The following is a 19,377-nucleotide window of genomic DNA, read 5'->3' on the forward strand; positions in this document are numbered from 1 at the left end:
CGCGCCGCAGGCACGGGAAGACGACCGCCAAGAGGCCCGGGCCGGCTCAGGACGCCTTGGCGCTCTTGGCGGTTTTCTGAGGGCGCTAGCGCGCCTCTTCGCGTTCTTTCGCGTTCGTTCGCGGTTCGAAAAGCCAGCGGCTTCGCGCTGGGAGACAACTCCCTGAGAGGCAGGTCAGGCCGCCGCCCGCCGGGCGGCGTCGCGTTCGGTCAGGGCGCGCTCGATCGCCTCGATCAGAACGGCCATCTCGATCGGCTTGGCCACGAAGCCGTTCATGCCGGCCATTCGATACTCCTCGATCTGGTGCGGCATGACGTTGGCCGACAGCGCCAGGATGGGTGTCGGCGCCAGGCCGCGCTCGGCCTCCAGCGTCCGGATCGCCCGCGCGGCGTCCACCCCGTTCGTGACCGGCATCTGGATGTCCATCAGGATCAGATCGAAGCGCTCGGCCTGGAACGCGGCCACCGCCTCGGCGCCGTCGACCGCCAGGCGGATTTCCGCGCCCAGGGGTTCCAGCATCGCCGCCAGCAGGAGCTGGTTGGTTCGGTTGTCCTCGGCCGCGAGGATGCGCACAGGCGGCAGCTCGCGCTGCGTCTCGGGTTCGGCCGCAACCGACGCCGAGGGACCGACCCACTCCAGCGGAATCTCCACGGTGAAGGCCGATCCGCGCCCTTCGGCGCTGGCCACCGATACGCGCCCGCCCATCAGCTCGACCAGTTCGCGCACGATGGCGAGGCCCAGGCCCGAGCCCCCGTGCTTGCGCGTGGCCGTCGGGTCGGCCTGCGAGAACCGCTGGAAGAGCTGGGAGATGCGATCGCGCGCGATGCCCGAGCCGCTGTCAGTGACCGCGATCGCCAGGCCGGCGTCGCTGCGGCGGATGCTCACCCGCACCTCTCCCTCCGCCGTGAACTTCACGGCGTTGGAGACGAGGTTGGCCAGGACCTGGCGGATTCGCCCCGCATCGCCGCACCAGACCCCGCGGGCCGATCGTTCGATATCGATGGCGAAGTCGACGTCCTTCTGCGCGGCCAGGGTGGCGAAGGTCCGTGTCGCCGCCTCGACCTCGGCCTCCAGATCGAATTCATGGAGATGAAGCTCCATCCGCCCCGCCTCCACCTTGGACAGGTCGAGCAGGTCGTTGAGCAGTCCCAGCAGGGTCTCGCCCGAGGCGCGGATCAGGCGCACCTTCTCCTGGTCGGCCGGCGACAGGTCGCTGCGGGCCAGAACCTGGGCCATGCCCAGGACGCCGTTGAGCGGTGTGCGGATCTCATGGCTCATGTTGGCCAGGAACTGGCTCTTGGCGACGTTGGCGCTCTCGGCCCGGTCGCGGGCGTAGGCCAGTTCGTACAGCGCGGCCGCGTGTCCCCGTTCATAGACGTCGAACTGCCGGACCACCCGCCGGATCTGCCATCCCAGCGCCCCCATCACCGCCAGCAGCAGGATGAAGCCCCCCGCCAGGACCGGAGCGGCGTCGGCCAGCACCTCGAGCCCCGGATGGCGCGGGGTCCAGGCCACGCCGCCCACGATCCGGCCGTCGGCGCCGCGGAGGCTGATGCTGGCCGGGGAGTCGAAGGCGTGGTGTTCGATGCGGACCCCCGTCAGCCCGACGTTGTCCATAAGGGCCGGAAGCTCGCGCTCCACCCTCTGCGCCGACACCAGCAGCGCCGCAGGGCCCGGCTGTCGCGCGATCGCCGGGGTTTCCGGCGTGACGGTGGAGGCCGCCACGAAGTAGATGGCGCCGCCCGATCGGACCAGCCCGGAGGCGGTCTCGGAAAGGGCCGGATCGGTGGGGGCGAGGTTCGGCGGCCGGCTGCCGCGGCCGGCTTCCAGCACCCGCGCCTGCCGGATGATCGCGGACGCGTCGGCCAGGAACTCGGGATAGGCGCCTGGGGCGCTGCGGCCCCCGCGATCCCAGGCGTAGAAGGGGCGGCCCGCGGCGTCGAGCGCGAGGGTCAGGTCGTGGCCGCGATTGTTCGCGAAATAGCTGCCGATCTCCTCGTCCAGCCAGCGCGGGTCGCCTCCCGGGCGCAGCTCGCGATAGGCCTGGTTCCAGACGGTCGACGTGGTCAGGTCCGTGACCATGCGGTGCAGGCGCCGGTCGATCAGCCCCGTCACGAGGGCGCGGTCCTCGCGGGCCTGGAGCGCGTCGAGAGCCTTCGATCCTGCCGCGAGCAGCGCCAGCGCCCCCATCACGACAAGGAACACCGCCGCGAGGCCCAGCACGACCAGGCGACGCGCCGCCGTCTGGCCTTCCGTGAGGGAACTGGTCGCAGGGGTCGCACTCATGGACCGACATGGTGGCCATGCCGGGGCGCCGGCGAGTTAACGGTCCCGCTCCGGGCGCCTGACATACTGTCGCAGGCCCGCCCGCCGCGCGGCGCCGCAGCCGCCTCCAGCGGCCGTTGGGGGCCGGACGGTCCCCAACGGCCGCTAGCTACGGTAGTCGCCGTTGATCTCGACGTACCGCTTGGTGAGATCGCAGGTCCAGACGGTCGAGCTGGCGCGCCCCACGCCGACGTCGATGGTGACCTCCAGCTCGGCGTTCTTCATGTAGGCGCTCATCCTGGCCTCGTCGTAGCTGGCCGCGATCAGACCGTCCTGGGCCGCCCAGTGCGGTCCGAACTTCACGCTCATCGAGTCGCGGTCGATCGGCTCGTCGGCCTTGCCCACGGCCATGACGATCCGACCCCAGTTGGCGTCCTCGCCGGCGAAGGCGGTCTTCACCAGCGGGCTGTCGGCGACCGAGCGGGCGATCTTCCGCGCCGACGCCGCCGTCTCGGCGCCGGTCACGGTGATCTTGATGAACTTGGTCGCGCCCTCGCCGTCGCGGACGAGCTGATGCGCCAGATCCATCAGCACGCCCTCCAGCTTGTCGCGGAAGTCGGCCAGGCGGCGGTCGCCCGCGCGGCTGATCTTCGGCGCGCCGGACTGGCCGGTGGCGAACAGCAGCAGCGTGTCGTTGGTCGAGCGGTCCCCGTCCACCGTGACCGCATTGAAGGTGTTGCGGGTGTAGAGGTTGCACAGCGCCTGCAGAGCGCCGGGCGAGATCGCGGCGTCGGTGGCCACGAAGGCCAGCATGGTCGCCATGTCGGGCGCGATCATGCCCGAACCCTTGCAGATGCCGGCGATCCGCACCGTCGTCCCGTCGATGTCGGCCTCGGCGTAAGCGCCCTTCGGGAAGGTGTCGGTGGTCATGATGGCGCGGGCCGCTGCGCCCCAGCCATCATCCGACAGGCGCTGCCCGGCCTCGGGCAGGCGCGCGGTGATCCGGGCGTCGTCCAGCAGCACGCCGATGACTCCGGTCGAGGCCACCATCACGTCGCGCTGGCGGCAGTCGAACCGCTTGCCCACGGCCGAGGCGACCCGGCGCACCGCGTCGGCTCCGGGCCGTCCGGTGAAGGAGTTGGCGCAGCCGGCGTTGACCACCAGCGCCTTCACCCCCTCGCCCTTGCTGGCTTCCAGGTGGCGCTTGCACCAGTCGACCGGCGCCGAGCCCACACCATGCCGGGTGAAGACCCCCGCGCAGCTCGCGCCCTGGGGAAAGGCCATCACCAGCAGATCCTCGCGATCGTGCTTGTAGAAACCGGCCCTCGCGGTCGCCAAGGTCACCCCGCGCACCGGCTTCACCCGGGGGAACGGGACGGCCAGGGGGGAAACGGGCATGGCCGCCTTGTCGACTTTCGCCGCATCGACCTTCGCCGCCGCCTTGTCCGGATTGTCGAACGCCCGCGAGAACTTGTCGGCGCGCTTGAGCGCCGCGCGCTTCAAGGCGCTGGCCAGCGGGTCGAGCGCGCGTTCGATCGTCTGACCGACCACTTCCACCGGCTTCGCGGCGACCAGGGCGGCCTTCGACGCCGAGACCGCCTTTGCGGCTCCGGTTCCGGCCTTGGGCGTGACCGGCGGCTTGGCGGGCTTTCGGCTCATCGGGCGGCCTCCTTGGCGGCGGGCGGGGACGCAGGCTGGGGCGCAGGCGTGGTCTTGGGGGCCGGCGCCTTCGAGGCATCGGCGGGGGGGACGGGGCGGAGCGCGTCGGGGTTGGGCTTGGTCAGGCTTTCCACCTTGGCCTTGGACCTCAACGTCTCGAGCAGGTCGCGGATGCGGTCGTAGGTGAGAAAACGGACGATCTGAGGGCGGGCGGCCTCCAGGGCGATCGGCTGCTCGGGGCGCACGTCCTCGACCTTGATCAGGGCGAAGCCGCCCTCGACGGGGGCCGGTCCCACGATCTGCCCCTTCTGGGCGCCCTTGAGCGCCGCCTCGTAGGGCTCGGGCATGACGTCCAGGGTGAAGTAGCCCAGGTCCCCGCCATTGAAGCGGGTGGCCGCGTCGCGCGACCGCTCCATCGCCAGGGCCTCGAACGAAGCGCCGGCCGCGATCAGCTTTCTCACCTGTTCGGCCTCGGCGACGGTGGCGAGCACGATCTGCCGGGCGTGGATCTCCTCCGAGCGCCGCGCCAGCTTCTCCTGCTCCTCGTAGAGACGACGGATGTTGTCCTCGGTGACGGCGTCGGCGACCGTCGCCTGCACCAGCATGTCGCCCAGCACCCGATCCTCGGCCGCGAGCAGCCGGCGGCGGGCCACCGGGTCCTCGTCCAGCTTGCGCCGACGCGCCTCGGCGGCCAGCAGCTTCTGGTCGACCACCTCGTCCATCATCCGACGGAACAGGTCGGACGACGCATCCAGCGGCTCCCCCTCGCCGATGAGGCCCTGGGCCACCGCCTCGCGCTTCACGTCCGAGGCCCAGACAGTCTGCCCGTCCACCCGGACCACCGCCTGATCGCCGCGTTCGGGGGGCGCGTCCCCGCCCACGTCGCGGCCGCAACCGGCGACGGCAAGCGCCAGCCCCAGCGCCACGGCGGCGGAACGGAAGGGCCCAGCGGCCGCCATGCGGACTCCCCATGCGCAAGGGTGCGGATCGTTTCGCTCCCCTAGTGCGCGGCGCGCGAAAGGGGAAGCGGGTTTCGCCGATGGCCACGCAAGCGAGATCCCTGCGACGCGGGCGCTTTAATCGGAATCCCGATTCCCTTTCGCACGCTCTGGCCAACCGCGCCTCTCCGCGCATATGGTGCGCCCGACCAACATCAGCCCCGACCGGGGCCTCAAAACCCATCGTTGGGAGGATATTCAATGCGTGAAGCCGTCGTCGTCTCCTATGCCCGCACGGGCCTGGCCAAGTCCGGCCGGGGCGGGTTCAACATGACCCCCACCGTGTCGATGGCGGCCCACGCCGTGAAGCACGCGGTCGCCAAGTCGGGCGTCGATCCGGCCGACATCGAGGACGTGGTCATGGGCAACGTGGCCCACGGCGGCGGCAACATCGCTCGCCAGGCGGGCCTGCTGGGCGGCCTGCCGATCACCACCTCGGGCGTGACGGTGAACCGCTTCTGCTCGTCGGGCCTGCAGACGATCGCGATGGCCGCGAACTACGTCCGCAACGACGGCGCGAACGCGGTGGTCGCCGGCGGCGTCGAGTCGATCTCGATGCCGAACATGGGCGCGGGCAAGGACAATTTCGACCCCGAGCTGCTGAAGGTCGCGCCCGACATCTTCATGGCGATGATCGACACCGCCGACATCGTGGCCAAGCGCTACAACCTCAGCCGCGAGTACCAGGACGAATACTCCCTGGAGAGCCAGCGCCGCATGGCGGCCGCCCAGCAGTCGAACAAGTTCGCCGACGAAATCGTCCCGATGAAGACCAAGATGAAGGTCGTCGACAAGGCCACCAAGGCCGAGTCGATCGTCGACTACGTCGTCGACCGTGACGAGTGCAACCGGCCCGACACGACGGCCGAAGGCCTTGCCAAGCTCGAGCCGGTGAAGGGCGCGGGCAACTTCGTCACCGCCGGCAACGCCAGCCAGCTCTCCGACGGCGCCGCCGCCGTTGTGATCATGGAAGGCAAGGAAGCCGAGCGTCGCGGCCTCTCGCCGCTGGGCGTGTTCAAGGGCTGGGCCGTCGCTGGCTGCGAGCCCGATGAAATGGGCATCGGCCCCGTCTTCGCGATCCCGCGCCTGCTGGAACGGCATGGCCTGAAGGTCGACGACATCGACCTGTGGGAGTTGAACGAGGCCTTCGCCTCGCAATGCCTCTACAGCCGCGACAAGCTGGGCATCGACCCGGCCAAGTACAACGTGAACGGCGGCTCCATCGCCATCGGCCACCCCTTCGGCATGACCGGCGCGCGCCTGGCGGGCCATGTCCTGCAGGAAGGCAAGCGCCGCGGCGCCAAGCACGTGGTCGTCTCCATGTGCATCGGCGGCGGCATGGGCGGCGCGGGACTGTTCGAAGTCTTCTGACTTCGATCGATCTGCGAATTTGGAAAGGGCGGCGCGAAGGCGTCGCCCTTTTTCCTACCCGCCGGTTCCCACCCGCCGGGTCTCCGTCACCCGCTCTCGGTCACCAGGGGATGAGCTGCACCATCTCGGTCTCACGGGCGCGATCCCATGCGAGGACCCTCCCCACCGAACCGGCCGCCTCGGCGACACGAAGGTCGCGGTATCGGGCTCCAGGCCCACCCGCCCAGTCCGGGACGCCAGGCGCCCAGTCGACGGGATCCGCAGAGTCCCGCAGGTCGCGAAGCTGATCCGGGGAGAGCTCCAGCACGCGGGGTTCGCCCAGCCGATGCGCGGTCAGGATCGCCAGGTTGACCGCAAACCGGACACCGTCGTTCCTCATCGCCTTCCTCCAGGCCCGGGTCGTGCCGGACCGGCTTGACGTCCTGCCTATGACGTCGCGGAAGATTGGCGCCGGCATCGCACGTTGGCGAGTATCGTCTTCGTCATCACGCCGACGCGGCGCAGGAGGGCTTCAGGCCGGCCGTCGACAAGGGATCAGGTGCGCGCGGCGATGGCGTCGAGGGTATGCGCGCGACTGTCCAGATCCTCGGCGAGCTGGCGCGCCACCTCGCGAACGCCCGGGGCGTAGGCGTCGCCGCCCTCGGCGATCTCCGCGGCGAGCTGCTCCAGTTCGACCATCGCGGCCGACAGCGACTTCACATGGTCCTTGGCGAGTTGCTTCGCCTCCGACTGCAGCCGGCGCACCCGCTCGGCCACGGTCTCGTTCTTGGGGGGGACGACTTTCAGGTCGTTGTCGGCGACCACGCTGAGAGACGGTGACATTCTTAAGGTCCTCAAGACTGACGCACCCAGGGTCACACGGCCCACGATCCCCGATGGATCGCCCAACCGGCCGACCTGGCTGCTACAACCTACGGCCGAAAACAGCACAGGTTCCCTGTCACCCGCATGAACGGCGCCAGTTAACCGCGGTACAGGTTGGAGTGAGGACTCCGCGCCACGCACAGCGGCGCCGGAGCCCCAGCGCCCGCAGTCTGGCCGTGCAATCGAAACATTTCGCAACCCAGCGGGGATATTGTCGCCACATTTGCGTGAGCTCCTCATCCTGCCGGCGGTGGGAGTGGTGGCGTTGCTGGGCGAAATCCGGGACAGGCTGGGCGAGCGGGCCCACAATCCGTTCTACGACCGGTTGCCGCCGGGCGAGACGGTCCGGCGCTACCTGATCGCCACCTCGGGACGGACCGGCAGCACCCTCCTCTGCTCCCGGATCGGCGAATACGGACGCCTGGGCTTCCCGGACGAGTTCCTGAACGAAGCCTACATCTCGCAGTTCGACCGCCTGTTCCCGACCCCGAACCTGGAGGATTTCGAAGCCTACGTCTCGGCGAGCTTCGCGTCCGAGGACGGGGTCTTCGGCCTGAAGACCGACTGGTGGCGCTTCCAGTCGGCCCGGCGGCTCGACCTTTTCCGGTCATTCTACGAACCCCTGGACCTCGTCGTTTTCCTCCGGCGCGAGGATTTCGTGGCCCAGGCCGTCTCGCTCACGCTCGCGGTGGAGACCGAGCTCTGGCACGAGCGGGACGTGGTCGTGGGCGACCTCGAGGATCGTCAGCGCCAGATCCCCTTCGACGCCGACAAGGTGGAGCTCCACGCCCGCAACATCCTCAATCAGGAATACTACTGGACCCGCTTCCTGGAGGAGAGCCCGGCCCCGCGGGTCGACCTGTTCTACGAGGACCTGGCGCGCGACGTGGACGCTGGCGTCGCGGCCATCGCCCGCGCATTCGACATTCCCCCGCCCCCCGCCGCCCCCTCGGCTCCCGCCGTGCGCAAGCCGCGCTCGGAAGTCCCGGCCGAATGGGCGGAACGCTTCGCCGCCGAACGGGCGGATTTCGTGCGCTACTGGCGGATCAACCGCGGGGAACTGACGGCGAGTTCTTGAGCCGCCGAAGCCTCACGGCCCCTTCCGCCGCCGCCCGCGCATCTTGCGCATCTCCTCCGCCTTCTCTGCGCGCACCTCGGCCTTCACGCGCTTCACCGCCTCCCGATCCACGGACTCCCCTTCGCCGGTGAGCATCTCGTTGGCGAACTCCAGGTCGAGCATCTTCAGGCGCTTGACCTCGTCGCGGAGGCGGGCGGCCTCCTCGAACTCAAGGTTGGCGGCAGCCTCCCGCATGCGGGCCTCCAGGTCCTTCAGCGTGGACTTGAAGTTGTCGCCGAAGAACGGCTTGTCGCCCTCGGCGACGCCGGCCGGCACCGTGACGTGGTCCTTCTCGTAGGGGCTGGCCAGGATGTCCTTGATCTGGCTCTTCACGCTCTCGGGCGTGATGCCGTGTTCCAGGTTGTAGGCCTGCTGCTTCTCGCGGCGCCGCGAGGTCTCGGCCATCGCGCGCTCCATCGAGCCGGTGACGCTGTCGGCATAGAGGATGACCCGGCCGTCCACATTCCGCGCCGCGCGGCCGATGGTCTGGATCAGCGAGGTCTCCGAGCGCAGGAAGCCCTCCTTGTCGGCGTCCAGGATGGCGACCAGGCCGCACTCGGGGATGTCCAGGCCCTCGCGCAGCAGGTTGATGCCCACCAGCACGTCGAAGGCGCCCAGCCGCAGGTCGCGGATGATCTCGATGCGCTCCAGGGTGTCGACGTCGGAGTGCATGTAGCGCACCCGCAGGCCCTGCTCGTGCATGTACTCGGTCAGGTCCTCGGCCATCTTCTTGGTGAGGACGGTGATGAGGGCGCGATAGCCGCGGGCCGCGACCTGCCGCACCTGGTCGATGACGTCGTCCACCTGGCTGAATCCGTCCCTGGCGACGGGCTTCACCTCGACCGGCGGGTCGATGAGGCCGGTGGGGCGGATCACCTGCTCGGCGAAGACGCCGCCGGTGCGCTCCATCTCCCACGGGCCGGGCGTGGCCGAGACGAAGACGCTGTCCGGCCGCATGGCGTCCCACTCCTCGAACTTGAGCGGGCGGTTGTCGATGCAGGAGGGCAGGCGGAAGCCGTACTCGGCCAGGGTGAACTTCCGCCGGTAGTCGCCCCGGTACATGCCCCCGATCTGGGGCACCGTCTGGTGGCTCTCGTCCACGAAGAGGAGGGCGTTGTCGGGGATGTATTCGAAGAAGGTGGGCGGCGGCTCGCCCGGCCGGCGGCCGGTGAGGTAGCGGCTGTAGTTCTCGATCCCCGCGCAGGACCCGGTGGCCTCCATCATCTCGATGTCGAAGGTCGTGCGCTGCTCCAGCCTCTGCGCCTCCAGCAGCTTGCCGTTGGCGACCAGCCAGTCGAGGCGTTCCTTCAACTCCACCTTGATGCGGTCGATGGCCTGGCGGAGCGTGGGCCGGGGCGTCACGTAGTGGCTGTTGGCGTAGATCTTCACGCCGTCGAGTTCGGTGGTCTTCCGGCCGGTGAGCGGGTCGAACTCCGCGATCGACTCCACCTCGTCGCCGAACAGGCTGATACGCCAGGCGAGGTCCTCGTAGTGGGCCGGGAAGATCTCGATGGTGTCGCCCCGGCGGCGGAACGTCCCGCGTTCGAAGGCCTGTTCGTTGCGCCGGTACTGGAGCGCCACGAGGTCGGCCATCAGCTTCTTCTCGTCGATCCGGTCGCCCGGCTTCAGCGAGAACGTCATGGCCGAGTAGGTCTCGACCGAGCCGATGCCGTAGATGCACGAGACCGAGGCCACGACGATGACGTCGTCCCGTTCCAGGATCGCGCGGGTGGCTGCGTGGCGCATCCGGTCGATCTGCTCGTTCCGGTTGGAGTCCTTCTCGATGTAGGTGTCGGTCCGCGGGACGTAGGCCTCGGGCTGGTAGTAGTCGTAGTAGCTGACGAAGAACTCCACCGCGTTGTCGGGGAAGAAGCTCTTGAACTCGCTGTAGAGCTGGGCGGCCAGGGTCTTGTTGGGGGCGAGGATCAGGGCGGGCCGCTGGGTCTCCTCGATGATCTTCGCCATCGTAAAGGTCTTGCCCGAGCCGGTGACGCCCAGCAGCACCTGGTCGCGCTCGCCGGCCTCGACGCCGGACGCCAGCTCGGCGATGGCCTGGGGCTGGTCGCCGGCCGGCTGGTAGGCGCTGGCCAGCTTGAAGCGCCGGCCGCCCTCGCTCTTCTCCGGGCGCACCGGGCGGTGCGGCTTCCAGAGCATGGGCAGGGTGTTCTCGTCGTAATCGAAGGCGGCCGACATGTCGGACACGCCTGGGGCGGCGGGGGCGGGCATGGCGTCCAAGGTAGGCGCTCCACGGGCTGGCCGCCACATCCTCGCGCAGGCCTGCTGACAGCGGCGTGGCAGCATGGGCGCCATCCCTCCCCCTGCGGGGAGGTGGCGCGCAGCGCCGGAGGGGGCTTCCGCTCAGAACGGCGAGACGCCCCGATCATGGGACAGCCGCGGAGGAAGCCCCACAACCACGGAGGAAGCCCCCTCCGTCGCCCCGGACCTCGTCCGGGACGCCACCTCCCCCTGCGGGGGAGGAATGTTCCTACCGCCGCTGGTTCAACCAGTCGCGGACGGTGCGGTTCACGAGGTCCGGGGCGTCGTGCTGCAGGAAGTGGGCGGCGTCGGGGAGCATGACGATCGTGCTGTCGGCGTCGACGTGGTTCCAGGTCCCGGCGTGGCCGGCGGCGTTCAGGGCGGTGTCCTTCATGCCGTGCAGGACCAGGGTGGGGACCTTCACCCGCTGCGGGCCTGCCGCGGCGGCCGCGGCCTGGACGTCGGCGCCCGTCTCGCGCGGGTAGTTCACGCGGTAGTAGTTGAGCATGGCGGTGAAGTCCGAGCGCTTGAAGGCCTCCACGTAGCCGGCCTTGGCAGCCGGGTCCCTCACCCACCCCGCCAGGCCCTCGGCGGTCAGGTTCTTCTCGAAGCCCGGCTGCTGGAAGTTGCGAGCGTACTGGCTGTTCTTCTGCTGGTCGGGGTTGGTGGCCAGCTCGCGGGCCATGCCGGCCGGATGCGGCACGCTCATGATCACCAGCTTGTCCACTAGGTCGGGGCGGTTGAAGGCGGTCTGCCAGGCGATGGCGGCACCCCAGTCGTGGCCGATCACGATGGCCTTCTGCTGGCCCTCCGCGGCGATGACGGCCGCCACGTCGCCGATCAGGTTCGGCATGGCGTAGGCGGCCTCGCCGGCCGGCTTGTCCGAGAGGTTGTAGCCGCGCAGGTCGAGGGCGGCGGTGCGGTAGCCGGCCTTGTTCAGCTCGACCATCAGCGGCTTCCAGGTGGCCCAGTAGTCGGGGAAGCCGTGGATGAGGACCACCAGCGGCCCCTGGCCCTCGGCGACGTAGTGGATCCTCACCCCGCCGTTCGTGGCGTACCGGTCCTCGGCCCGAAGCTCTCCGGGGGCCGCGGCCGACAGCGCCAGGACCGCAAGGAACGCCATCGCCGTCCGGATCATCGCCGCCTCCCGTTCTGATTTACGCCGCAGGCTAGGCCGGGGCGCGGCGGCCGGCAATCGGATCAGGCCGGTCGGCCGCCTCGCGCGGGGAAGGCGGCGGCCGCGAGCAGCGCCCAGGCGATCACGAGCTCGACGATGAGCTTGGTGGTCTGGGCGACCACGAGCGCGTGATTGGCCAGCCGTTCGGCGGAGTCCGGCCGCAGGATGCCGCCCACGCTGCCCAGGCCGCAGATGTCCCAGGTGGCCAGGGCGAAGAAGAAGGCGCTGGCGATCCGCCAGGGCGCGCCGCGGGCGTCGGCGAAGGGCTCGCCGGTCAGGGCGGCGCGGGCGAAGGCGGCGGCCATGAGGACCAGGATCAGCACGCCGAGGCTCGCGAACACCGCCGTGTAGGGGCCGGGCAGCGTGGGGATCGTCCAGAGGCCGATCCAGGCCGCGGCGCCCAGCGCGAACCCACGCCGGAAGGCCCGTGACGCGCCGCTCGCGCCGATCGCCGCCCAGGCGACGCAGAAGGCACCCAGGTGGAACGACAGCATCCAGAGGATGGTGCGCGCAGCGCCCCAAATCAGCGCCAAGTCCACGCCCGATCCGCCGTCGCCCGGGCTGCCGTGGGCCAGGAAACGGCGGTAGCCTGGAAGCACCAGCCAGTTGCCCGCCACGGCGTAGGCCAGCAGCAGCAGGCCCACGACGAGCCAGATCGATCGGGCGCGGGGGCGGCCCGCGACGGCGGCGGCGGTCATGGGCGGGCCTCCTGGGGTTCGGCGGCGTGGGTCTGGGCGGCGTGGGTCTGGGCCAGGCCGTCCTCGACCTTGCCCATGAGCCGGACCAGCGTCCGGCGCTCGTCCTCGGAGAGGGGGGCGGTGAGGTCGGCCATGCGCCGGAAGATCTCGGGAACGACGGCGCCCAGCAGCGCCTCGCCCTTGGCCGTCAGGGCGATCGCCTTGCGGCGGCGGTCGGCGCCTTCAGGCGCATGGGCGACGAGACCGTCGCGCACGAGGCCGTCGATCAGGCCCGTGACCGTCGCGCGGGTCACGCCCAGGCGGTCGGCGATCTCGGACGGCGCCATCGACGGCCGCTGGACGTCCAGCGCCATCAGCACGCCGTAGCGTCCCGGCGAGAGGCCATAGACGCCGAAGGCCGTGGCGAACGCGCCCAGCATGCGCTTGGCGCCGCGCAGCAGGTCCTGGGCCGCCGCCAGGGAGGCCGCGTCGATATGGCCGAGCGCGGCGGCGCGTCGGTCGCGGGCTTCGAGCGCGGGCGTGTCGCGCATGGTGAGGTCGAAGGTCATATGTCGGGCGTCGATCTAGTTTGGAGCCTAATCATCAGGCGCCTGATTTTATCCGTCAACGCCTTTCGCGGGCCGGCGCTGCCCGTCGCGGCCTGTGCGCCGCACAACTCGACACGGGATCACACACCTGACGCCGAACGACGCCGATATCTTCGAGACGCGGCGGTTGGAGCGGCGCCCCGGGGGGCGTTCATCCGGGCGGTGCTGGGCTAACTGCGGGCCGAGCCCCACGGCGACGCCGGGCTCCGGGCGAGGCCGGGCTCGAGATCGAGGAGGGGCGCTCTGCCCGATGCGACGCCGCCTCGAGGCCCAGCACCTGCTGACGGGCCAGCGGGACCGCCCGGCCGCGAACAGTCGCCAATCCGCGTGCGTTCGGCGACGGGGATGCTACTCCTGGGCCATGTCGTCGGCGCTGCGCGAGGCCTACATCACCGGAGTGGGCGCGTTCCTGCCGGGCCCGCCCGTGGGCGTGGACCGGATGGAGGACCATCTGGGCCGGATCGGCGGGCGCGACAGCCTGCTGGGTCGCCGCGCCCTGCGCTGGAACGGCGTGGAGACGCGGCACTACGCCCTGGACACCGACGGCAGGTCGATGGCCTCCAACGCCGGCATGTGCGCCGAGGCCGTGCGCGGCGCGCTTGAGGCGGCGGGGCTGGGGCTGGGCGATCTCCGCTTCCTGGCCGCGGCTACGACCCAGGGCGACTATCTCGTGCCGGGCCACGCCGCGACGGTCCACGGCGAACTGGGCGGCGGCCCACTGGAGATCGCCAGCTTCCAGTCCGTCTGCGGATCGTCGCTGATGGCGGCCAAGTCGGCCTGGCTTCAGGTGCGGGCCGGCGAGCACGAGGTGGCGGCGGCCTGCGCCGGGGAATTCTCGTCGCGGTGGTTCCGGCCCGAATTCTACGAGGGCACGTCGCTGGTCGACGCCAAGGGGCGGCTGCGGGCCGAGGCCGACTATCTTCGCTTCACGCTCTCGGACGGCGCCGGCGCCGTGGTGATGGAGCCCCGGCCGCGGCCCGATGGCCTGTCGCTCAGGGTCCGGTTCATCGACCTGGTGTCGCTGGCGGGTCGGTTCGACCCCTGCATGTGGGCGGGCGCCGCCGTCGAGGACCGAGCCGATCCCCTGGCGACCTGGAGCCATGCCGGCCCCGCCGCGGCCCACGCGGCCGGCGCCGTGGCGCTGCTCCAGGATTTCGAGCTGCTCAAGCGGGTGATCCGGGCCTGGATCGGCGTCTATCTGGAAAAGGTGGACCAGGGCCGCATCCGGCCGGCGGAGGTTGACCACCTGCTCTGCCACTACTCGGCGCGGTCGCTGCGCGACGAGATCGTGGGCCTGCTGGAGAAGACGGCCGGCATGATCCCCGAGGAGAAGTGGTTCTCCAACCTGGCCACCGTGGGCAACGTCGGGTCGGCCTCGATCTGGGTGATGCTGGACGCGTTCCTGAAGTCCGGGCGGCTGAAGCGTGGCGAGACCGTGCTGTGCGTGGTGCCCGAAAGCGGCCGGGCGTTCGTGGGCTTCATGCTGCTGGAGGCCGTATGAGCGACGACGTGGCCGACGTCCTGCGCCGTCTGGCGGTGGTGTTCGCCGACTTCGAGGGGCGGCTGGAGGCGACGCCGCTGATCCGCCGCCTGACGCGGGGCCGGTTCACCCTGGACGACTACCGGGCCTTCCTGATCGGCCTGCGCCAGCAGGTGAAGGACGGCGCGCTCTGGATGTCACGCGCGGCGTCCAATATCGGCGAGGGTCACCTGGAACTGCGCTCGACACTGATGCGCCACGCCGTGACCGAGCACCGCGACTTCCGGCTGCTCGACGCCGACTATGTGGCGACCGGCGGCGCGCGAGAAACGATCGAGGCGGCGCCCAAGAACATCGGCTCCGAGGCGCTGTCCGCCTGGATGTTCCACGAGGCGTCGAAGCCCAACCCTTTCGGCCTGCTGGGCGCCATGTGGATCGTCGAGGGACTGGGCTCGATCAAGGCGGCCGAATGGGGCGCCCTGGTCCGCGACCGGCTGGGCCTGCCCGAGGAGGCGGTGCGGTTCCTGCTGTATCACGGCGAGAACGACGCCGATCATATCCAGGAGTTCGAGGCGATGCTGGGTCTGGTGCTGCCCGATCCGGCGGTGGCGGCCCGCATCGTCCGGACCGCCGAGGTCACGGCGCGGCTCTACGCCCTTCAGATCGAGGAGATCGTGGCGTGAGCGACCGCGACTTCGACATCGCGTCCTACGATCCCCGCGATCCGGACCCCTGGCTGGCTCTCTACCTCGACAATTCCCTGCCCATCGATCCGGTGGCGAAGACGGCCCTGCTGCGCGGCAACCGGAGCTGGTCGCGCCGCTGGATGTTCCCGGTCGTCCGGCCGGCGGTGCTCGCGTTCTTCCTGCTGGTGAAGCTGCTCCGCGGGATCTCGCCGCATCATCCCAACCTGAACGGGACGCTGCACCGGCTGATCCACTGGGGTCTCAAGGTGTTCTGCACCCCGGACGCCAACATGCTGATCCTGCGCCACTTCCACATCGGCACCGAACTGCTGGCGTTCATCAAGGCCAACGCCGGGCCTGTCGAGGTGGAGACCGTACCGCTGCGGCCGCGGACGCTGAAAGACCTCGAGGCCAACGTCTTCCTCCAGCACGACCTGAACGTCTTCAACTTCATCATCCAGCTCAACGCCTCGCTGCGGGTCCAGGGCCGGGACCTGGTTCCGGTGGAGCGGGTGGATTTCTCCATGATCTCGGACGAGCCGTTCGATCTGGCGCCGCTGCCGGACGGCCCCCTCAACTTCGCCGATGCGCAGACCGCCATCGAGATCTACACGCCGCTCTACGCGCTCATGCTGCCGCGCGCGGACTTCGTCCGGGCGTCCAACAGCCTGCAACTGGACGAGACGGTGGCCATCTACATCGGCAAGATCCTCGGCACGGACTACCACATGGCGTTCGTCAAGAACGGCCATCCCCTGGTGCCGCTGTCGACCTGGCAGGCCGGCTACCGCCTGATGATGCACGGCCTGGACTGCGAGGCCTTCCACGGCTGGCTGCGCCTGCTGAAACGCCGCCAGGCCCAGGGCCTGCCGCTCGATCCGCGAAACCCGATCGGAACGTGAAGGGGATCTACCGTCCTCGCCGTCAGGCCCTCGGCGACCTGAGCGCGCTCTGCGGTACGATCCGCGACGATGATCAACGAGCCGCCTGGCGGGCCGAGGCGCCTAGTGGAAAGCGCCGTTCGCGGCGTTGGCGGCCACGAGCAGCACCCCGATCAGGGTGGCCAGGGCGATCATGATGTGGCGCATCCTGCGCTCTCCTGAACTTCTTTCCGGATACGCAGCAATTCGCGCGCCAGATGCGACGAGTCGTCACGTCAGCGGTCGACGGTCTTGCTGACCGCGGTTCCGGCCGCCGCGCCGGCCGCCGCGCCGACAGGTCCGCCCACCACGGCGCCAGCGACCGCCCCCGTCGCGGCGCGCTGTTCGACATTGTGGCCGCAGGCCGACAGAGCAACAGCGGCGGCCAGCGGGATCAGAAGCTTCGGTGCGAGCATGTGGGAACCTCCGCCGTACAGAACATGCGGCAGCGACAACGGTTCCCTACAAGTTCACCCTCCAGGATCCCCAAGGTTAATGCCTACAGTTTCAGGCATAGATGAGCATTAACACAGAAAAGTACCCCCCGATGGGGAACCGCGTCGAATTCTCCCGGGTTTACAGTCACCTGACGCCGCCACGCGATCTCACACGGAACCAGAGCGCTCCGCAGCGTTAATGCTGCGCCGCAAAAAAGTGTTGCCAAGCGGCCTCTTGTCATTCATACGGCCTTCACCATTTGCCGTCGCCTGCCCCCACAACGGATCTCGGGGATCAGGCCTGCCGGCGGACGCTGCCAGCATGAGCAGGGGCTTCCGGGGCGACAGGTGAGGTTGGGGGGCGCAGACGCCCTCGCCGCTGAGGACCGTCAGTTTTGCAATTTGAATTCCTGGTGCGCGCCGACCGGCGTGCGCCACTCGGCGCCGCTTTGGCGGGCGCAGGCATGGGCCTGGGCCTGGGCGCCGCATTCCTTCTCTTCGGCCTGGCGGATCGCACGGCCGGCTACGCTCACGCCCGCGAACTCACGCACGCGGCGGCCAGCGGATACGCAGGCGCGCCGCCGGAGGCGCCAGGCCTGGGCGCCGGCTTTACGATCTACGGCCTGACGTTCGGCGCGGATGCGGCCGAACCCGTACGCGGAGGCGAGCCGCGCCCGGCCTCGGTGCGCCGCAGCGAGCTGGAATGCCTGACCAGCGCCGTCTACTACGAGGCCCGCGGCGAGAGCCCTCGCGGCCAGGCGGCGGTGGCCCAAGTGGTGCTGAACCGGGTGAAACATCCGGCGTTTCCCGCGTCGGTCTGCGCCGTCGTCTACCAGGGAGCCGGACGCAAGGGCTGCCAGTTCAGCTTCGCCTGCGACGGCTCCGCCCACAGGCTCCGCGAGCCCGTGGCGTGGGACCGGGCGCGCGCCATCGCGACGCGGGCCCTGGCCGGCGTGGCTCAGGCCGATATCGGCGCCGCGACACACTTCCACACGACCGCCGTCTCTCCCGTCTGGGCCCCGCAGATGTTGCGGGTGGCCAACGTGGGCGCCCATGTCTTCTACCGGTTCGCCCCCTATCGCCTGGCGCGGAGCGAACCGGCGCCGTCGACGGTCGACCGGGCTGTGATGACCGCCGCCACGAGCGTCCGGGCGCCCGACCTGGTCCTCGCGACCACGCTGGAGTCCGCCATCGAGGCCTCGCTGGAGGCCCGGCCTGCGCCGAAGGACCCTGCGAATCCGGCCGAGCCCAGGCCGCTGGATATTGCCCGGGAGACAAAGGCGAAGGCGATCACGCCGCCGGCGCCGACCGCGGCCTCGCCCCCGGCTCGAACGCCGACACTGGCCGCGCCCGCCCCGGCGCCGGCCGCCACCGAGGAAGCGCGCCTCACATCGCCTCAACCTGCCGGCTCAGGCGCGACCTGACGAAGCGTGGCGCAAGCCGGCTGAGGAAGCCGACCCGCCGGGCCTGGGCGCCGACCAGGTGATGCAGCGCGCGGCGCGGCCCCGTCACGGCCGCCCAGATCGCCTCGGCCACATCGTCGACCGGATAGACCGGCACTTTCTGGTGGCGGAGCGAGACCCGCAGGTCCTCGTTGCCTGAGAAGCGCGCCTTGTCGAGCAGAGGCGTGTCGACGAACCAGGGCATGATGCAGCGGACGCCCACGCCGACCCTGCCGAACTCCGCCTCCAGCGCCTCGGACAGGCCGCGCACCGCGAACTTGGTGGCGGCGTAGACGGCCATTCGCGGCGGCGCGACCACCCCCGCCACCGAAGCTACATTGACCACAAGCGCGCCCGGCGTCGCGGCCAGCAGGTCGAATGCGGCCTGGCAGCCATTGATGACGCCCTTGATGTTCACATCCACCTGGAGGTCCACGTCGTCGGCGCTCTGGGCCTCGAGATAGCCGCCACGGGCGACCCCGGCGTTGTTGACCAGCACGTCCAGACGCCCCGCCGTCGCGCGGGCGAACGCCGCCAGTTCGCGCTTCCAGCCGCTGCGATGGCGGACGTCCAGATTGCAGATGAGGCCATTGCCCGGGCCGACGGCGGCCAGCGCCGCAGCCAGCCCCTTCGCGTCGATATCGGCGAGCCCCACGAACCAGCCGGCGGCGGCGAACCGCTTCGCGGTCGCCAGGCCGATGCCGCTGGCCGCGCCGGTGATGAAGACGGCCTTGCGCCCGTCGATCTGCGCCTTGCCGCTTGCCGCCATCGCCAACCCCCGTAACGCTCGCAAGTCTCCGAATACGCCCAGGGAAGACGCGAATGAAGCCGGACGCCCGCGAACAGCTCTCCCAGGACCTGCTCTCCTGCGCCTACAAGGACCTGACCGACGTCCAGCGCAGCGTGATCGACCTCATCGCCACCGAAGCTCCCACCGACGTCGACCGACGACTCAAGGTGGACGAACGCTCCCGCGGGGAAAGGCTGGCCGACCGGGTGGCCGACATCGGCGGCTCGTGGAGCTTCATCATCGGGTTCATGGTGGCGCTTCTGGGCTGGATGGCCTGGAACATCCTCACCAGGGGTTTCGGCCTGTCGTTCGACCCCTACCCCTTCATCTTCCTGAACCTGATGCTGTCCACCCTGGCTGCGATCCAGGCGCCGATCATCATGATGTCGCAGAACCGGCAGGCGGCGCGCGACCGGGTGGATGCCACGCACGACTATGAGGTGAACCTCAAGGCCGAAATCGAGATCATGGCGCTGCACGAAAAGATGGACGTGCTGCGCCACACCGAAATCACGGCGATGCACCGGCAGGTCGAGGACATGGCGCGACGGCTGGAGCGGATCGAGGCAGCGCTCGGGAGCAGGCCGGCCCAATGATCGACACCCTGCATCTGTTCATCGAGCGCTACGG

18 protein-coding genes are annotated in these 19,377 nt (G+C 69.9%); 7 read left to right on the forward strand and 11 right to left on the reverse strand.

What is annotated here, in order from left to right; all coding sequences use genetic code 11:
* Window positions 1–174 precede the first annotated feature (174 nt).
* The 3 genes from WG212_RS13830 to WG212_RS13840 form a co-directional block, all read right to left on the reverse strand.
* A complete protein-coding gene (locus WG212_RS13830) occupies window positions 175–2,286 on the reverse strand; it encodes an ATP-binding protein (protein WP_337187688.1) in 2,112 nt (703 codons plus the stop codon).
* A 144-nt stretch (window positions 2,287–2,430) separates the two neighbouring features.
* Window positions 2,431–3,924 carry a bifunctional glutamate N-acetyltransferase/amino-acid acetyltransferase ArgJ gene (gene argJ / locus WG212_RS13835; protein WP_337187689.1) on the reverse strand — a complete coding sequence of 498 codons (1,494 nt, stop codon included), beginning with the start codon at window positions 3,922–3,924 and terminating at the stop codon, window positions 2,431–2,433.
* A complete protein-coding gene (locus WG212_RS13840) occupies window positions 3,921–4,883 on the reverse strand; it encodes a peptidylprolyl isomerase (RefSeq protein ID WP_337187690.1) in 963 nt (320 codons plus the stop codon). Before WG212_RS13840 ends, argJ begins: the two co-directional genes overlap by 4 nt.
* Window positions 4,884–5,123: 240 nt before the next feature.
* On the opposite strand from WG212_RS13840, the gene WG212_RS13845 reads away from it, so the two are divergent.
* Window positions 5,124–6,293, forward strand: coding sequence for an acetyl-CoA C-acyltransferase (locus WG212_RS13845; RefSeq protein ID WP_337187691.1), 1,170 nt, complete (start codon window positions 5,124–5,126; stop codon window positions 6,291–6,293).
* Window positions 6,294–6,393: 100 nt separating this feature from the next.
* On the opposite strand, the gene WG212_RS13850 is transcribed toward WG212_RS13845, so the two are convergent.
* On the reverse strand, window positions 6,394–6,672 hold the full coding sequence (locus WG212_RS13850) for a hypothetical protein (protein ID WP_337187692.1): 279 nt from the start codon (window positions 6,670–6,672) through the stop codon (window positions 6,394–6,396).
* Between the two features lie 155 nt (window positions 6,673–6,827).
* Window positions 6,828–7,115: a hypothetical protein gene (locus WG212_RS13855; protein WP_337187693.1), complete on the reverse strand. Its 288-nt coding sequence runs from the start codon at window positions 7,113–7,115 to the stop codon at window positions 6,828–6,830.
* A 265-nt stretch (window positions 7,116–7,380) separates the two neighbouring features.
* On the opposite strand from WG212_RS13855, the gene WG212_RS13860 reads away from it, so the two are divergent.
* Window positions 7,381–8,235 carry a Stf0 family sulfotransferase gene (locus WG212_RS13860; RefSeq protein ID WP_337187694.1) on the forward strand — a complete coding sequence of 285 codons (855 nt, stop codon included), beginning with the start codon at window positions 7,381–7,383 and terminating at the stop codon, window positions 8,233–8,235.
* A 12-nt stretch (window positions 8,236–8,247) separates the two neighbouring features.
* Here the strand turns inward: WG212_RS13860 and uvrB are convergent, their stop codons facing one another.
* From uvrB to WG212_RS13880, 4 genes are all read right to left on the reverse strand, one after another.
* On the reverse strand, window positions 8,248–10,500 hold the full coding sequence (uvrB, locus tag WG212_RS13865; protein WP_337187706.1) for an excinuclease ABC subunit UvrB: 2,253 nt from the start codon (window positions 10,498–10,500) through the stop codon (window positions 8,248–8,250).
* Window positions 10,501–10,759: 259 nt separating this feature from the next.
* The gene (locus tag WG212_RS13870) at window positions 10,760–11,668 is read right to left on the reverse strand and encodes an alpha/beta hydrolase (RefSeq protein ID WP_337187695.1); all 909 of its coding nucleotides are present in this window, start codon (window positions 11,666–11,668) and stop codon (window positions 10,760–10,762) included.
* A gap of 62 nt (window positions 11,669–11,730) precedes the next feature.
* Window positions 11,731–12,405: a hypothetical protein gene (locus tag WG212_RS13875; protein WP_337187696.1), complete on the reverse strand. Its 675-nt coding sequence runs from the start codon at window positions 12,403–12,405 to the stop codon at window positions 11,731–11,733.
* Complete coding sequence (locus tag WG212_RS13880; protein WP_337187697.1) at window positions 12,402–12,953, reverse strand: MarR family transcriptional regulator; 552 nt, start codon at window positions 12,951–12,953, stop codon at window positions 12,402–12,404. Before WG212_RS13880 ends, WG212_RS13875 begins: the two co-directional genes overlap by 4 nt.
* A gap of 400 nt (window positions 12,954–13,353) precedes the next feature.
* On the opposite strand from WG212_RS13880, the gene WG212_RS13885 reads away from it, so the two are divergent.
* The 3 genes from WG212_RS13885 to WG212_RS13895 are packed head-to-tail and all read left to right on the forward strand — an operon-like array spanning window position 13,354 to window position 16,060.
* Entirely contained in the window at window positions 13,354–14,493 is a 1,140-nt protein-coding gene (locus tag WG212_RS13885; RefSeq protein ID WP_337187707.1) for a beta-ketoacyl-ACP synthase III, read from the forward strand.
* A complete protein-coding gene (locus WG212_RS13890; protein ID WP_337187698.1) occupies window positions 14,433–15,155 on the forward strand; it encodes an iron-containing redox enzyme family protein in 723 nt (240 codons plus the stop codon). The genes WG212_RS13885 and WG212_RS13890 overlap by 61 nt, the downstream gene beginning before the upstream one ends.
* Complete coding sequence (locus WG212_RS13895; RefSeq protein ID WP_337187699.1) at window positions 15,152–16,060, forward strand: hypothetical protein; 909 nt, start codon at window positions 15,152–15,154, stop codon at window positions 16,058–16,060. Before WG212_RS13890 ends, WG212_RS13895 begins: the two co-directional genes overlap by 4 nt.
* 254 nt (window positions 16,061–16,314) lie before the next feature.
* Here the strand turns inward: WG212_RS13895 and WG212_RS13900 are convergent, their stop codons facing one another.
* Window positions 16,315–16,494 (reverse strand): hypothetical protein, encoded by a 180-nt coding sequence (locus tag WG212_RS13900; RefSeq protein ID WP_337187700.1) that lies wholly within the window; start codon window positions 16,492–16,494, stop codon window positions 16,315–16,317.
* 416 nt (window positions 16,495–16,910) lie between these two features.
* On the opposite strand from WG212_RS13900, the gene WG212_RS13905 reads away from it, so the two are divergent.
* Window positions 16,911–17,939, forward strand: a complete 1,029-nt coding sequence (locus WG212_RS13905) for a cell wall hydrolase (protein ID WP_337187701.1) — start codon at window positions 16,911–16,913, stop codon at window positions 17,937–17,939.
* On the opposite strand, the gene WG212_RS13910 is transcribed toward WG212_RS13905, so the two are convergent.
* The gene (locus tag WG212_RS13910) at window positions 17,902–18,726 is read right to left on the reverse strand and encodes an SDR family oxidoreductase (RefSeq protein WP_337187702.1); all 825 of its coding nucleotides are present in this window, start codon (window positions 18,724–18,726) and stop codon (window positions 17,902–17,904) included. The genes WG212_RS13905 and WG212_RS13910 overlap by 38 nt on opposite strands.
* A gap of 53 nt (window positions 18,727–18,779) precedes the next feature.
* Here WG212_RS13910 and WG212_RS13915 point away from each other — a divergent pair, with 53 nt between their 5' ends.
* A complete protein-coding gene (locus WG212_RS13915) occupies window positions 18,780–19,343 on the forward strand; it encodes a DUF1003 domain-containing protein (RefSeq protein ID WP_337187703.1) in 564 nt (187 codons plus the stop codon).
* Window positions 19,344–19,377: the final 34 nt, after the last annotated feature.

Origin of the sequence: Phenylobacterium sp. (assembly GCF_037189685.1) — a bacterium.
Classification (GTDB): domain Bacteria; phylum Pseudomonadota; class Alphaproteobacteria; order Caulobacterales; family Caulobacteraceae; genus Phenylobacterium.

Excerpts from the sequence above, each read along its gene's own strand:
- WG212_RS13830 (WP_337187688.1), bottom strand. The coding sequence starts at position 2,286 with ATGAGTGCGACCCCTGCGACCAGTTCCCTCACGGAAGGCCAGACGGCG.
- argJ (WP_337187689.1), bottom strand. The coding sequence starts at position 3,924 with ATGAGCCGAAAGCCCGCCAAGCCGCCGGTCACGCCCAAGGCCGGAACC.
- WG212_RS13840 (WP_337187690.1), bottom strand. The coding sequence starts at position 4,883 with ATGGCGGCCGCTGGGCCCTTCCGTTCCGCCGCCGTGGCGCTGGGGCTG.
- WG212_RS13845 (WP_337187691.1), top strand. The coding sequence starts at position 5,124 with ATGCGTGAAGCCGTCGTCGTCTCCTATGCCCGCACGGGCCTGGCCAAG.
- WG212_RS13850 (WP_337187692.1), bottom strand. The coding sequence starts at position 6,672 with ATGAGGAACGACGGTGTCCGGTTTGCGGTCAACCTGGCGATCCTGACC.
- WG212_RS13855 (WP_337187693.1), bottom strand. The coding sequence starts at position 7,115 with ATGTCACCGTCTCTCAGCGTGGTCGCCGACAACGACCTGAAAGTCGTC.
- uvrB (WP_337187706.1), bottom strand. The coding sequence starts at position 10,500 with ATGCCCGCCCCCGCCGCCCCAGGCGTGTCCGACATGTCGGCCGCCTTC.
- WG212_RS13870 (WP_337187695.1), bottom strand. The coding sequence starts at position 11,668 with ATGATCCGGACGGCGATGGCGTTCCTTGCGGTCCTGGCGCTGTCGGCC.
- WG212_RS13875 (WP_337187696.1), bottom strand. The coding sequence starts at position 12,405 with ATGACCGCCGCCGCCGTCGCGGGCCGCCCCCGCGCCCGATCGATCTGG.
- WG212_RS13880 (WP_337187697.1), bottom strand. The coding sequence starts at position 12,953 with ATGACCTTCGACCTCACCATGCGCGACACGCCCGCGCTCGAAGCCCGC.
- WG212_RS13885 (WP_337187707.1), top strand. The coding sequence starts at position 13,354 with ATGTCGTCGGCGCTGCGCGAGGCCTACATCACCGGAGTGGGCGCGTTC.
- WG212_RS13900 (WP_337187700.1), bottom strand. The coding sequence starts at position 16,494 with ATGCTCGCACCGAAGCTTCTGATCCCGCTGGCCGCCGCTGTTGCTCTG.
- WG212_RS13910 (WP_337187702.1), bottom strand. The coding sequence starts at position 18,726 with ATGGCGGCAAGCGGCAAGGCGCAGATCGACGGGCGCAAGGCCGTCTTC.
- WG212_RS13915 (WP_337187703.1), top strand. The coding sequence starts at position 18,780 with ATGAAGCCGGACGCCCGCGAACAGCTCTCCCAGGACCTGCTCTCCTGC.